The following is a 14,141-nucleotide window of genomic DNA, read 5'->3' on the forward strand; positions in this document are numbered from 1 at the left end:
GGGTCCCCATCCGGGGACCCGCCGCCGTTTTTCTTGTCAGTCGGGCCCGGCCGTGGTACAATGGCCGCGAAACAACCGGTCTTCCGGCCGGAGAGAGGTTCTGCGAAAAGAGGAGACTGCCATGAGGGAGATCAGAAAGAAGCGTGCGGTGGCTGTGGAAGTCCGCCGGGAGAGGAAGTGGTTGATGCAGTAAAAAGGAAACAGGAGGAGACATCGTGAATCAGACCATCCGCGGCATGGGGCTTCCGGACCCCGACGCGGTTTTTCCAAACGAATACGGCACATCCTGCTATATCAAAAATGTGGTGACGGCCCCGAACATCCAGATCGGGGATTACACCTACTACGACGATCCGGTGGACCCTGCGGGGTTTGAACAGAACAACGTCCTGTTCAACTATCCGGAGTTCGGGGACCGGCTCATTATCGGCAAGTTCTGCTCCATCGCCGCCGGGACCCAGTTCATCATGGGCCCGGCCAACCACCGGACCAGCAGCGTCAGCACCTACCCCTTCCAGGTGTTCGGCGGGGCATGGGCTGACCAAGCGCCGCCTCACCTGGGCCAGTTGCCCCGAAAGGGGGACATCATGGTGGGCAACGACGTGTGGATCGGCCGGGAGAGCGTGATCCTGCCGGGGGTCCACATCGGCGACGGCGCCATCATTGCGGCCCGCTCCGTAGTGGCGAAGGATGTGCCCGCCTATACCGTGGCGGGCGGCAATCCGGTCCGCGTGCTGAAGCAGCGGTTCCCAGAGGATCTGGTCCAGTTGCTCCTGGCATGGCGGTGGTGGGACCTGCCCCCGGCGGAGTTGGCGGAGGCCGTGCCGCTGCTGTGCGACCCGGATCTGGACGCGGTGCGGACGGACCTGCGCCGTCGCCTGGGAATGGCGGAGTGAGTGGCTGTATGCAAAAAAGTCCCGGCCCTTTTTAGGGCCGGGACTTCTGCTTTTTTATGAAGCGCCGTCTTTCTTGGGCTCGATCAGATAAGACGGCAGGCTCCGCTGGCAGCCGTTTTTCTCATAAAACGCTTCCGCCCCCGGCTGGGCGCCGAAATACAGCAGCGTGGGGGTATGGGCCGCAGCCAGCCGCAGCAGCCGGCTTCCGATGCCCTGCCGCTGATATGCCGGCAACACCAGCAGCTCCGTGATGGTGCCGAAAAAGCAGCCGTCTGTGAGGACTCGCAGGCAGCCCGCCAGCTGGCCGCCGTCCCAGGCAGTGAAGTTCATCGTTTTTGACAGCGCGGCGCGGGTCTGCTCCAGATTGTACGCTCCCGGCCAGACCTGCTGGACAAAGTCGAGGAAGGTCTCTCCGGAAAGGCTCCGGTCGTCCACACGATACTCCATGGCAGCATCCTCCAATCCCGTCACGCCTCCGCCATCTCCCGCATCAGGGCGATCTCCCGGGCATAGCCGGGCAGGTCGTTGGGGGTCTCCAGACAGAAGGGAAGATCCTTCAGCGCCGGGTGGCGGACGATCCGCCCCAGCGCCTCCAGACCGATGGTCCCCTCCCCCAGACAGGCGTGGCGGTCCTTGCGGCTGCCGGGGGGATTCTTGCTGTCGTTCAAATGAATCGCCTTCAGCCGCCGGAGGCCGATGATGCTGTCAAATTCTGTCAGCACGCCGTCCAGGTCGTGGACGATGTCGTATCCTCCGTCGGACACGTGGCAGGTGTCCAGGCAGACGCCCACCTTGCCGGAGAGCTCCACCCGGTCCAGAATGGCCCGCAGCTCCTCAAAACGGCCGCCTACTTCGCTGCCCTTGCCTGCCATGGTCTCCAGCAGAACGGTGGTGGCCTGATCGGGCCGCAGGATGGCGTTGAGTCCGTCGGCAATGAGAGCGATGCCGGTCTCGCTTCCCTGCCCCACATGGCTGCCGGGATGGAAGTTGTAATACTGTCCTGGCACATGCTCCAGCCTAGCCAGGTCGTCCGCCATGGTCTCCCGGGCGAATATCCGGTTCTTCTCCTCCGCGCCGCAGAGGTTCAAAGTATAGGGAGCGTGGGCGACAATGGGGCCAAAGCCGTGCCGGGCCAGCAGGTCCCGCAGGGCTGCAGCGTCCGCCGGGTCCAGGTCCTTGGCCCGGCTGCCCCTGGGATTGCGGGTGAAAAATTGAAAGGTGTTGGCCCCCAGCTCCAGCGCCTGGCGGCCCATGGCCGCAAAGCCCTTGGAGGAGGACAGATGGCAGCCGATATACAGCATGGCCGCGCCTCCTTCTCTCGGTCTGTACTGCTCTGCATCCGCCGGAAGGCGGAAGGAGATTATATTTTATCATACCACATGGACACTGCCTATGCACGGGCAAAAGCAACAAAAAGCGGGGTCTGCCGGCCGAAACCGGTGACCCCGCTGAGACACTGCCGGACGCTGGTAAAGCGGCGGCCCCGTCCGGCGGGGGCCTTATATGTTTCGGGAGAGCGGATCGGCTTCATCGTCTGTGATGAAAAGTTCCTCCGCCTTCTGCTGCGCATCGATCAGCCGGGCCTGGAGCCGGCGCAGGGATTCCTCCGCATCGGTGATGGCGTTGAAGAGCAACAGATATTCCTTGGAGACCTTCTGCATTTGGTATTCATCCTTTCTAAACCGCCACAAGATCTGGGGACTGCCCTTATCATACACAAAGGCCGGGCGAAATTCTGTCTGAATCTGTCGAGATACCCAAGGTTTTGCAAAAAATTCAAAAACCAACACAAAATAGCAGGAATTTCCGAAAAAACGAAAAAAATCCAGGGCCTTTTGCCGGAAAAAATGGAAATGGCAAAAAAAAGCGGTCCGCGTCAGGCGCGGACCGCTCCGGAATTCAAGTCAGGTTTCGGGCTGCTCCAGCTCCCGCAGGCCGGCGATGTCACCCACCGGCAGGGAGAACACCAGGGACTGAGCGGCGCTCTGGATGCCCGCCTTGGCCATGATGGCCTTCATAATGGGCTTCTTCGCCTCGCTCCGGGCCAGGATGAAGACCATCTCCTGCTCCGACGCGATGGACACGCCGAAAAACTTCCGCACCAGGTCTGTGCCGGTGCCCTTGGCGTGGATCACCGTGCCGCCGGTGGCGCCTGCCTCCCGGGCGGCGTCCATCACCAGGTCGGTGGACCCCTGGTTGGCAATGACCACGATCAGATCGTGGGCAATCTCCCGTTCCATAGCAGTTTCTCCCTCCTGTTCATGCAGCAGATATTCCTTGGCGGTGGATCCGCCGATGCTGTTCACCGGCACAGTCATCAAAACGCCCTGGCCGGGCACATCCAGCCACAGGTCACGGGCCGCCTGGCGCACCAGCCGGGGGGACCGGGGGGACACGCAGAACAGCACGGCCTTCTCCGTGGCCTCCAGGCCCAGAAAGTCCAGCACCTCCGTGGTGGCGGTGCCCTGACCCAGAGCTGTCAGCACCAGCGAGATCCCGTGGGTCCGGAACCAGGCGGCGAACTGCTCTGCCCGGCTGCGGTCAGTGATGGTGATGAACAAATCGACGCCCTGCATGGCGGTCTCTCCTCTCTTTACGATGTCGGACGGACTGCTCACAGCTCGATGATCTCCTCGTCCACCGGGGCGGGAGGCGTCTCCTGAGCGGCTCTCTTCATCTTGAGCTGATACAAAAGGCCCAGCATCTGGATGGTCAGCAGCGGCGTCATAGCCACCATAGCCACCACGCCGAAGGCGTCCGTCACCACATTGCCGCCCAAGGCCTCGCAGGCGCCCTGAGCAAAGGGCAGCAGGAAGGTGGCCGTCATAGGCCCGGAGGCCACGCCGCCGGAGTCAAAGGCAATGGCAGTAAAGATCTTGGGGACGAAAAAGGACATGACAATGGCGGCCAGATACCCCGGCACCACCAGCCAGAAAATGGAAATCCCGGTCATCACCCGCATCATGGCCAGACCGATGGAAACCGCCACGCCGATGGAGAGGCTGGTGCTCATGGCCTTGCCGGGAATGGCGCCGGAGGTGATCTCCTCCACCTGCTTGTTCAGAACATGGACCGCAGGCTCCGCCTGGACGATGAACCAGCCCATCAGCATTCCGATGGGAATCAGGATCCAGTTGAAGGACAGGCCGGCGATCTGGCGGCTGAGGTAGCTGGCCGCCGGCATGAAGCCCACGTTGGCGCCCGTAAGAAACAGGACCAAACCCACATAAGTATACAGGATGCCGATGACAATTTTCAATACTTTTTTCTTCTTTAATTTCAGGGAAACCGCCTGAAAAACGGCGAAGAACAGTGCGATGGGGGCCAGACACACCGCCACTTCGCTGAGATACGCCGGAAGTTCCACCTGAAACAGGTGCCACAGAGCCCGGCTGTCTGTCACGGAGGGGATTTCCACCGGGGTGTAGACGCCCGCGCCCGGGTAGATCAGGGCCAGCACCATCACCGCCAGGATGGGGCCGACAGAACAGAGAGCCACCAAGCCGAAGCTGTCCTGGGCGGCATTCTCGTCGCTGCGGATGGAGGCCACGCCCACGCCCAGGGCCATGATAAAGGGCACGGTCATGGGACCCGTGGTGACGCCGCCGGAGTCGAAGGCGATGGCCAGGAAGTCCTCCGGTACAAAGAGGGCCAGCGCAAACACGAGGATGTAGAACACGATCAGCATCCGGTTCAGGGGAATGCGGAACAGGATGCGCAGCATGGCGATCACCAGAAAAACGCCCACGCCCACGGCCACAGCGCCCACCAGCGTGGCGTTGGGCACACCGGGCACCTGCTGGGCCAGCACCTGGAGATCCGGCTCCGACACGGTGACGATGACGCCGATCAGAAAGCCGACAGCCGCCACAACCCAGAGCTTTCTGGAGCGGGTCATGGCGGCGCCCACCCGTTCTCCGATGGGGGTCATGGCGGTGTCAGCGCCCAGGGAAAACAGGCCGATGCCCAGAATCACCATCACCGCGCCGATCAGAAAGGCCAGCAGCGTCTCGGTGGGGATGGGCGCAACAGTAAAGCTGAGGATCAGCACGATCACCGTAATGGGGACCACGGAGGCCAAGGCTTCCCGGAGCTTTTCCCAGAGGATGGTTTTATTCCGCCCCAATCGTTCCTGCCATTGCTCTCGTCTCTTCCACGGCAATCTCATCACCTCTCCAAAATTCATACAATTTATATAGATATGATTATAATAACATAAATAGGCCGCCCACAGTGACGAAAAAGCAGAAATTTACAAAATCTTTATAAGCGGAGCGGTGATTCCCTTTTTTCCCGAACTGTGCTATGCTGTACCATATCACCTTCACAGGAGTGCGCAGGATGAAGAAGAGTCCTTACGACAGAGAGCGGTTTTTTGAAAAATACAGCCAGATGGACCGCTCCCGCCTGGGACTGGCGGGCGCCGGGGAGTGGGAGTCCTTGGAGCCCCTGCTGCCGGACTTCGCCGGGAAGCGGGTGCTGGATCTGGGCTGCGGCTACGGCTGGCACTGCATCTATGCGGCGGAACACGGCGCGGCGGCTGTCACCGGCGTGGACCTGTCGGAGAAAATGCTGGCCGTGGCCCGGGAAAAGACCACGGCTCCGCAGGTGACCTATATCCGGGGGGATATGGCGGAGACCCCATTCCCGCCGGAGAGCTTTGACGTGGTCCTCAGTTCCCTGGCCATCCACTATCTGCCTTCCTTTACAGACTTTTTGGAGCGGGTGCGGCAGTGCCTGTCACCCGGCGGCGACTTTGTCTTCTCTGTGGAGCACCCCATTTTCACTGCTGCCGGTCCCCAGGAGTGGTACTACGGCCCGGACGGCACCCCCCTCCACTTCCCTGTGGACCGGTATTTCGAGGAGGGACGGCGCACCGCCCGCTTTCTGGGGGAGGATGTGACCAAGTACCACCGCACCCTCACCACCTATCTGGACGGCCTGCTTACCGGCGGATTCCAGCTGCTGCGGGTGGTGGAGCCTCAGCCGCCGGCGCGGATGCTGGGCCAGCCGGGAATGCGGGACGAGCTCCGCCGCCCCATGATGCTGCTGGTCTCCGCCCGGAAGCGGACGGCGTGGCCGCACGGAAAACCGGGGCGGCGCGACGGCCCCGGATGAAAAACTGCTGGAAGATCATGAATACACAGAAAGGAAGGACTGCTCCATGAAAACAGGTCTGGTGCTGGAGGGCGGCGCGCTGCGGACGATCTTCTCCTCCGGCGTGTGCGACGCTTTTTTGAACGAGAAACTGCCCATGCCGGACTACACCATCGGCGTCTCGGCCGGGATTGCCTACGGCGTCAGCTACCTCTCCCGGCAGAAGCGGCGGAATCTCCAGCTGCTGATGCACTACGCCAATGACCGGCGGTACATGGGCTGGGGGAATTTCTTTGATCCCCGGAATCGCAGCTACTTCGGGCTGAAGTTCGCCTACGACACCATCCCCAACGAGCTGGTGCCCTTTGATTACGACACCTTCGAGGCGTATCCCGGTCAGGTGGAGGCGGTGGTCACCAACCTGCAGACCGGCCGGGCCGAGTACCGGGAGGTCCCCCGGCGGGACGCCAGCTTCCTCCTGCTCCAGGCCACATGCGCCATGCCCGTGCTGTTCCAGCCCATCCGGCTGGATGACGGCGCCCCCTATCTGGACGGGGGCTGCTCCGACGCCATTCCCTGGAAGCGGGCGCTGGCGGTGGGCTGCGACCGGGTGGTGGTTGTCCTGACCCGGGAGCGGAGCTATCGGAAGGAGCCGGAGCAGCTGATGCCCCTGTTCCGGCGGGTGTACCGCAAATACCCCGTCTTTCTGGAAGGACTGCGGACCCGGGCGGAGCGCTATAACCAATGCCGGGAGGAGCTGTTTGCTCTGGAGCAGGAGGGCCGGGTGTTGGTGATCGCGCCGGCGAACACCCGGGGCTTCTCCCGCACGGAGCGGGACCGGCAGAAGATCCTGGCCCTGTGGCAGGACGGCTTCTTCGCCGGCCGCCGGGCTGCGGAGGCGGTGCGGGACTTCTGGACGCGGGAGACACCTTCCGCTGGGACACCGGAATAGCAGCAGACCGCCGCCCATCTTTCAGTGGGCGGCGGTTTCCTCTTGGCGGAAGTGGTTTTGCACAAGAAATCCGTACTGCTTTTTGCGTTTTACCATATTTTTACGCAAATTTTACAAAATCTTAGAAATCCTCTTTCCAGCGTGCCGCTTTGCATATATAATGTTGGAGCGCAGTATACATGACAGAATCGGACCGGCCGTGCCAGACGGTCTGGAATACTGGGAAAGGAAAGCGCAGTTATGGACATTTTCTCCGTCTTTACCCTCTGCGGCGGCCTGGCGTTCTTCTTGTACGGCATGACCGTCATGTCCAAGAGCCTGGAAAAGATGGCCGGCGGCAAGCTGGAGCGGATGCTCAAGCGCATGACCTCCAGCCCCTTCAAGAGCTTGCTGCTGGGCGCGGGCATCACCATCGCCATCCAGTCCTCCTCCGCCATGACGGTGATGCTGGTGGGCCTGGTGAACTCCGGCGTCATGGAGTTGAGACAGACCATCGGCATCATCATGGGCTCCAACATCGGCACCACCCTGACGGCGTGGATTCTGTCTCTCACCGGCATCGAGAGTGAGAACGTCTTTGTGAACCTGCTGAAGCCGGAGAACTTCTCTCCCCTGATCGCTCTGGCGGGTATCCTGCTGATCATGGGCTCCAAGCGCCAGCGGCGCCGGGACGTGGGGCGCATCATGATGGGCTTTGCCATTTTGATGTACGGCATGGAGCTGATGAGCGGCGCCGTCAGCCCTCTGGCGGAGATGCCCCAGTTTGCCGGGCTGCTCACCGCCTTTGAAAATCCCCTGCTGGGTGTGTTGGTGGGCGCGGTGTTCACCGGGATTATCCAGTCATCCGCTGCCTCTGTCGCCATTCTGCAGGCCCTGGCCATGACCGGCTCCATCACCTACGGCATGGCCATCCCCATCATTATGGGGCAGAACATCGGCACCTGCGTCACCGCCCTCATCAGCTCCATCGGCGTCAACCGCAACGCCAAGCGAGTGGCGGTGGTCCACATCTCCTTCAACGTCATCGGCACCGCCGTGTGCCTGATCCTCTTCTACGGCGGCGACATGATCCTCCACTTCACCTTCCTGAATCAGGCCGTGGGGGCCGTGGGCATCGCCTTCTGCCACACCGCCTTTAACGTGTTCACCACGATCCTGCTCCTGCCCTTCTCCCGCCAGCTGGAAAAGCTGGCGCGGAGACTGGTGCGGACCGAGGACACCCGCGAGAGCTTCGCCTTCCTGGATCCCCTGCTGCTGCGGACCCCCGGCGCGGCAGTCAGCGAAAGCGTCGCCATGGCAGGCCGCATGGGACAAGCCGCCCGGGAGAACATCTGCCTGGCGACGGACCAGCTCTCCCAGTACAGCCGGGAGCGGGAGACCCAGATCCTGCAGAACGAGGACAAGCTGGACATTTACGAGGACCGGCTCAGCAGCTACCTGGTGGAGATCTCCCAGCACGGGCTGTCCATGCAGGATATGCGCACGGTTTCCCGCTTGCTCCACGCCATCGGGGACTTCGAGCGGATCGGCGACCATGCCGTGAACATCCAGGAGTCCGCCCAGGAGCTCCACGACAAGGAGCTCCGGTTCTCTGACAGCGCCCGGGAAGAGCTGCAGGTGCTGCTCTCCGCGCTGGATGACATCCTGGACCTGACCATCCGCAGCTTCCAGGCAGCGGACGTGGAGACCGCCCGCCGGGTGGAACCCCTGGAGGAGACCATTGACCAGCTGATTGAGGAGATCCGAAGCCGCCATATCCAGCGGCTCCAGGCGGGCCAGTGCACCATCCAGCTGGGCTTTGTGCTCAGCGACCTGCTGACCAACATCGAGCGGGCGTCCGATCACTGCTCCAACATCGCCGTCAGCGTCATTGAGGAGTGCTCCGGCGGCCCCGGCCGCCACGCCTATCTGCAGGAGGTGAAGGCCGGCGGCGCCTTCGGCGAGGACCTGCGGCGCGACCGGAAGAAATACCATCTCCCCGAGGCATGACGGAAAGCGGACAGGCTCTGTGTCTACCAGACGCAGGGCCTGTTTTTTATCATTCAGGTATAGCCGTCCCCTGTCGGAGGGAAAATACCCCTATCTCACCGAAAACAGGAGGAATCCGTATGTCTGTGGATCTGAAGAACAGCGAGACCCTGAAAAACCTCATGCGGGCCTTTGCGGGCGAAAGCCAGGCCCGGAACCGCTACACCTTTGCCGCCTCCGTCTGCCGCCAGCAGAAGCTGCATGTGGTGGAGGCGGTGTTCCGCTTCACTGCGGACCAGGAGAAGGAGCACGCGGAGATTTTTTACAACCACATGAAAGAGCTGGCGGGCCAGACCGTGGCCATCGACGGCACCTATCCCGTGGACCTGACGAACGATGTGAAGGAGCTGCTCCGCAAGGCGCAGCACAACGAGTATGAGGAGCACGACCCGGTATACAAGACCTTCGGCGACGTGGCCCAGCAGGAGGGCTTTTCCGCTGTGGCGGCTTCCTTCCACAAGATCGCAGAGATCGAGCGGGCCCATGGCAACCGCTTCGGCAGGCTGGCGGATCTGCTGGAACAGGGAAAGCTGTTTGTCTCCGATGTCCAGTGCGCCTGGATGTGCCTGAACTGCGGTTATATCTTTGAGGGGACGGCAGCCCCCAAGGTCTGCCCTGTGTGCCAGCACGACCAGGGCTTTTTCGTGCGGCTGGAGATGGCACCCTTCGGGGACGCGGTGCTGAAAAAGTGAATCAGGCTCCCAAGGCGGGGAGGCCGGAAAAGCGGCCTCCCCGCCCTCTTGCGGTCGGATCTGAATATTCACTCTTTTATTCATTTGCAATATACATCGATGCTGGAAATATTCACAAATTTTCGGCTGTTTTTCCGGGATTGAACCGGATAAAATAGAGCGCTCCACCAACGGGGACAAATAAATATTCATTTTTGCACGAAAATCTATTGACAAGAGGGAGGGAACGTGATAAGGTAAGGCATGTTCCGGAGGGAGGTGCTTCCTCCCTTGGAAATTCAGAGAAAACCGCCCCGCGACCGCGGGAGCATGAAAAAGGGAGATTGCGATACCATGAAGAAGTTTCTTGCATTGATTCTGACGCTGGCCATGGCGCTGTCCGTCACGGCCTGCGGCGGCAGCGACGACACTGCGGATGATGCCACCGACGGCGAGGGCTCCGGTACGGAAGAGACTGCGGATTACGCCTCCATGACTGACGACGAGCTGAAGGCCGCCATCACCACTGTGGAGGGCGGGAAGCTCATCGTCGCCACCAGCCCGGACTTCGCCCCCTATGAGTTCTATTCCATCGACGAGAGCGGCAATGCCCAGCTGGCGGGCTTTGACATCGCCCTGTCCCAGTATATTGCGGATTACCTGGGCCTGGAGCTGGTGGTGAACCCCATGGACTTCAACGGCGTGCTCACCGAGCTGCAGACCAAGCATGCGGATCTGGGCATGGCGGGCCTGTCTCCCGACCCGGAGCGTGAGGGCATCATGGACTTCTCCGACATCTACTACATGGGCGGCCAGTCCTTTGTGTGCCTGGAGTCCAACAAGGACAAGTTCCCCACGCTGGAAGACACCAATAACCCTGAGTACTCCATTGCCGCCCAGACCGGCTCCATCCAGTATAATCTGGCGGAAGAACACAGCCCCGAGGCCAACATTGTATCTCTGGCCAAGGTGACGGATATCGTGGCCGAGCTGGTGGCCGGTAAGATTGACGGCGCATATATCGAGACGCTGCCTGCCATGAGCTATCAGGTGAACTACCCCGAGCTGTGCCTGGCGCTGGAGGTCCCCTATGATGTGGCTGGCTCTTCCGTGGGCGTCACGAAGGGTAATGCCGCCCTGCTGGAAGGTGTGAACCGCGCCATCGCCGCCGCCATCGAGGATGGTTCTATGGATCAGTTTGTGGAAGAGGCCACCACCCTGGCTGCCGGCAATACCGGCATTCTGGTGGACGGCGAGATTGTCGCCGGCTGAGACTGAAATACGATCGGACCGCTCAATTCCTCCCCTGGTTGCCCAGGGGAGGAATTGGCCGCTTTGCAGAGGCTGGGGTTGCTGGTCTGGAAAGGAGCATATATGGGTCAACTGATACAATTGGAAAACTTTGCCCGGCTGAAGCCCTATGCCGGAATGTTTGCGGAGGGCCTTGCCATCACCGTTCTGCTGGCACTGTTTACGGTGCTGATCGGCTTTATCCTGGCGCTTCTGCTGGCGCTGATGCGCATGAGCAACTTCCGCCCCTTCCGCGCCCTTGGCCTGAATCGGGACGGCCACCTGCGGGACGGTGGATTTCTACTGACGCTGAGCAAATTCAATCCCTTGAGTTTTATTGCCACCGCCTATGTGGAGGTCATCCGCTCTACCCCCATGATGGTGCAGATCCTGATTATCTATCTAGGTGTTTTTTCTGTCATTCAGCTGCCAAAATTTAGTATTTTTGGTTTTATTGAGTCCCAGCGATTTATTCCGGGTGTAGTGGCTCTGGGTATGAACTCCGGCGCCTATCTGTGTGAGATCATCCGGTCCGGCATTCAGTCCATTGACGGCGGCCAGACAGAGGCAGCCCGTTCTCTGGGCCTGTCTCAGCGGCAGAACCTGCGGTTCATTATCCTGCCACAGGCAGTGAAGAATATTTTACCCGCCATTGCCAACGAGTTCGTGGTCATCATCAAGGAGTCCGCCATTACATACACCATCGGTGTGCAGGATATCATGGGCGCTGTCAACAATATCCGGGGTGCCACGTTCCTCATCATGGAGCCCCTGCTGGTTGCAACGGCTCTATATTTCTGCCTGTGCTTCCCCACCAGCAAGATCATCGCTTACTTCGAAAGGAGAATGAGCCGTGGCGACCGGAGATAAGCTGATCCAGGTCAAGGACCTGAAGAAATACTACAACCGGGGCGCCATCAAGGCCTTGGACGGCGTCACGGTGGACATTGACCAGGGCGACGTGATGGTGGTCATCGGCCCCTCCGGCTCCGGCAAGTCCACGTTCCTCCGCAGCCTGAACCTGCTGGAGGAGCCTACCGGAGGATCTATCCTCTTCAATGGGGTGGATATCACAAAAAAGAAGATAAAAAATGCGGAGGGCAAAACGGTAAAGGTGGACATCGACCAGCACCGCCAGAAGATGGGCATGGTGTTCCAGCACTTCAACCTGTTCCCTCACATGACCATCATGGACAACATGACTCTAGCCCCCATCCAGGTGAAGCACATGGACCGGGGCGAGGCGGAGAAAAAGGCCCTGGCCCTGTTGGACCGAGTAGGCCTGCAGGACCGTGCCCGCGCCTATCCCATCCAGCTCTCCGGCGGCCAGAAGCAGCGGATTGCCATCGTTCGGGCATTGATGATGGAGCCGGAGGTTATGCTCTTTGACGAGCCCACCTCCGCCCTGGACCCGGAGATGGTGGGCGAGGTGCTGGAGGTCATGAAGGAGCTGGCCCAGGAGGGCATGACTATGGTGGTGGTCACCCACGAGATGGGCTTTGCCCGGGAGGTGGGCAACCGGGTCCTCTTCATGGCAGACGGCAAGCTGCTGGAGGAGGGCTCCCCCGCCGACATTTTCGGAAATCCCCAGCACCCCCGGCTCCAGGACTTCCTCAGCAAGGTGCTGTAAGGCAGCCTGAGCCCAGTGCCGCCCGCTGGGCGGCGGGACCGGGCAACTGCGGGGCGCGCACATCTGTGCGCGCCCTTTTTAACGGGCCGGGGCATCCGGCGCAGAAAGGAGCATCCCCATGACAGCAGAAAAGCAGGCGGCCGTCGCCGCCATCGAAAAAAAAGCAGATCTGGTAGCCCAGGTGGCAGATGAGATCTGGTCCTTTGCGGAGTTGTCTCTCCAGGAGGAGCAGTCTGCCGACCTGTACTGCCGAGTGCTGGAGCAGGAGGGCTTCAAGGTGGAGCGGGGCATCTGCAACATCCCCACCGCCTTCTCCGCCTCCTACGGCAGCGGGCGGCCCATCATCGGCCTGCTGGCGGAATATGACGCGCTCTCCGGCCTGTCCCAGAAGGGCGGCAGCCTGACGCGGGAGGAGCTGGTCTCCGGCGGCTGCGGCCACGGGTGCGGGCATAACCTGCTGGGCGCCGGGGCCATGGCTGCCGCTCTGGGAGTGAAGGCGTATCTCGAGGCCGCCAAGATCCCCGGCACCGTGGTACTGTATGGCTGCCCCGGCGAGGAGGGCGGCGCCGCCAAGGCATTTATGGCCCGGGATGGGCTATGGTACGGTCTGGATGCGGCCCTCACCTGGCACCCGGACGACGCCAACGAGGTGCTTACAGGCTCCTCCAACTCCTGCATCCAAACCCAGTACCACTTCACCGGCGTGGCGGCCCATGCCGCCGGAGACCCGGACCGTGGTCGCAGCGCCCTGGACGCGGTGGAGCTGATGAACGTGGGCGTCCAGTTCCTGCGGGAGCACATGAGTGACAAGGCTCGGGTCCACTACGCCATCACCGATGCCGGCGGCCGGAGTCCCAACGTGGTCCAGCCCAGGGCCAGCGTGCTGTACATGGTCCGGTCCAATCATGTGGCGGAGGCCGTGGAGCTGCAGGCCCGGGTGGACAAGATCGCCCAGGGCGCAGCTCTGATGACTGAGACTACGGTGGAGAAGAAATTCATCGACGGCCTGGCGGACACCGTCACGAACCACGCCCTGGAGCGGGTCCTCTACCGAAATTTCGAGGCCCTGGGGGTCCCCAGTTACACGCCGGAGGAGCTGGCCTTTGCCGACAGCCTGGCCGGGACCTATTCCGGCAGTGACCGGGCGCCGGGCGTGGGCAGCCAGTATGATCTGGACTACGCGGCGGATGCCCAGGCCAGGCGGGCCCAGGCCGGCCACGCCATGAACCGCTTTCTGCTGCCCCTGTACCAGGGGGACGCCTTCCAGCCCGGCTCCACGGATGTGGGCGACGTCAGCTGGCAGTGCCCTACTGCACAGATCCACGTGGCCGCCTGGCCCAACGGCTGCCCCGGCCATAGCTGGCAGAATGTCTCCTGCGGCCGGACAGACATCGGCCACAAGGCGGCCCTCCATGCCGGCAAGGTCCTGGCGGCGGCCGCCATTGACCTGCTGACGGACCCGGCCCTGCTGGAGGAGGCAAAGACGGAGTTTCAGCGCCGGACGGCGGCAGGCTACACCTGCCCTATCCCCGCGGACGCGGTACCCACCATCGCAGACTGATTAAAAGGGCGCCCCG

General features: G+C 61.6%; 14 protein-coding genes. 9 read left to right on the forward strand and 5 right to left on the reverse strand.

Going from position 1 to position 14,141, the window contains the following annotated elements:
* Nucleotides 1–236 precede the first annotated feature (236 nt).
* A complete protein-coding gene (locus DN611_RS00235) occupies nucleotides 237–896 on the forward strand; it encodes a CatB-related O-acetyltransferase (protein WP_119311865.1) in 660 nt (219 codons plus the stop codon).
* 54 nt (nucleotides 897–950) lie between these two features.
* Here the strand turns inward: DN611_RS00235 and DN611_RS00240 are convergent, their stop codons facing one another.
* From DN611_RS00240 to DN611_RS00255, 5 genes are all read right to left on the reverse strand, one after another.
* Entirely contained in the window at nucleotides 951–1,343 is a 393-nt protein-coding gene (locus DN611_RS00240; protein WP_036631186.1) for a GNAT family N-acetyltransferase, read from the reverse strand.
* A gap of 20 nt (nucleotides 1,344–1,363) precedes the next feature.
* Nucleotides 1,364–2,197: a deoxyribonuclease IV gene (locus tag DN611_RS00245; RefSeq protein ID WP_021751023.1), complete on the reverse strand. Its 834-nt coding sequence runs from the start codon at nucleotides 2,195–2,197 to the stop codon at nucleotides 1,364–1,366.
* Nucleotides 2,198–2,395: 198 nt separating this feature from the next.
* Nucleotides 2,396–2,557 carry a hypothetical protein gene (locus DN611_RS16605; protein ID WP_156909670.1) on the reverse strand — a complete coding sequence of 54 codons (162 nt, stop codon included), beginning with the start codon at nucleotides 2,555–2,557 and terminating at the stop codon, nucleotides 2,396–2,398.
* Between the two features lie 243 nt (nucleotides 2,558–2,800).
* Nucleotides 2,801–3,514, reverse strand: coding sequence for a P-II family nitrogen regulator (locus DN611_RS00250; RefSeq protein WP_021751021.1), 714 nt, complete (start codon nucleotides 3,512–3,514; stop codon nucleotides 2,801–2,803).
* Entirely contained in the window at nucleotides 3,511–5,064 is a 1,554-nt protein-coding gene (locus tag DN611_RS00255; RefSeq protein ID WP_119310379.1) for a DUF1538 domain-containing protein, read from the reverse strand. Before DN611_RS00255 ends, DN611_RS00250 begins: the two co-directional genes overlap by 4 nt.
* Before the next feature lie 173 nt (nucleotides 5,065–5,237).
* On the opposite strand from DN611_RS00255, the gene DN611_RS00260 reads away from it, so the two are divergent.
* The 8 genes from DN611_RS00260 to DN611_RS00295 all read left to right on the forward strand — a co-directional run bounded on the left by DN611_RS00260 (nucleotide 5,238) and on the right by DN611_RS00295 (nucleotide 14,125).
* Nucleotides 5,238–6,014, forward strand: coding sequence for a class I SAM-dependent methyltransferase (locus DN611_RS00260; protein ID WP_119310380.1), 777 nt, complete (start codon nucleotides 5,238–5,240; stop codon nucleotides 6,012–6,014).
* 46 nt (nucleotides 6,015–6,060) lie between these two features.
* Nucleotides 6,061–6,945 carry a patatin-like phospholipase family protein gene (locus DN611_RS00265; protein ID WP_021751017.1) on the forward strand — a complete coding sequence of 295 codons (885 nt, stop codon included), beginning with the start codon at nucleotides 6,061–6,063 and terminating at the stop codon, nucleotides 6,943–6,945.
* 240 nt (nucleotides 6,946–7,185) lie between these two features.
* Nucleotides 7,186–8,934, forward strand: a complete 1,749-nt coding sequence (locus DN611_RS00270) for a Na/Pi cotransporter family protein (RefSeq protein WP_021751015.1) — start codon at nucleotides 7,186–7,188, stop codon at nucleotides 8,932–8,934.
* Nucleotides 8,935–9,053: 119 nt separating this feature from the next.
* On the forward strand, nucleotides 9,054–9,665 hold the full coding sequence (gene rbr, locus DN611_RS00275; RefSeq protein WP_025544888.1) for a rubrerythrin: 612 nt from the start codon (nucleotides 9,054–9,056) through the stop codon (nucleotides 9,663–9,665).
* Between the two features lie 333 nt (nucleotides 9,666–9,998).
* Nucleotides 9,999–10,916 (forward strand): transporter substrate-binding domain-containing protein, encoded by a 918-nt coding sequence (locus tag DN611_RS00280; RefSeq protein ID WP_119310381.1) that lies wholly within the window; start codon nucleotides 9,999–10,001, stop codon nucleotides 10,914–10,916.
* 102 nt (nucleotides 10,917–11,018) lie between these two features.
* Complete coding sequence (locus DN611_RS00285; RefSeq protein WP_119310382.1) at nucleotides 11,019–11,804, forward strand: amino acid ABC transporter permease; 786 nt, start codon at nucleotides 11,019–11,021, stop codon at nucleotides 11,802–11,804.
* 1 nt (nucleotide 11,805) lies between these two features.
* Nucleotides 11,806–12,564, forward strand: coding sequence for an amino acid ABC transporter ATP-binding protein (locus tag DN611_RS00290; RefSeq protein ID WP_174233007.1), 759 nt, complete (start codon nucleotides 11,806–11,808; stop codon nucleotides 12,562–12,564).
* A 118-nt stretch (nucleotides 12,565–12,682) separates the two neighbouring features.
* Nucleotides 12,683–14,125 (forward strand): M20 family metallopeptidase, encoded by a 1,443-nt coding sequence (locus DN611_RS00295; protein ID WP_119310384.1) that lies wholly within the window; start codon nucleotides 12,683–12,685, stop codon nucleotides 14,123–14,125.
* Nucleotides 14,126–14,141: the final 16 nt, after the last annotated feature.

The organism is Oscillibacter sp. PEA192, from assembly GCF_003574015.1.
In the GTDB taxonomy this organism is placed as follows: Bacteria; Bacillota; Clostridia; order Oscillospirales; family Oscillospiraceae; genus Oscillibacter; species Oscillibacter welbionis.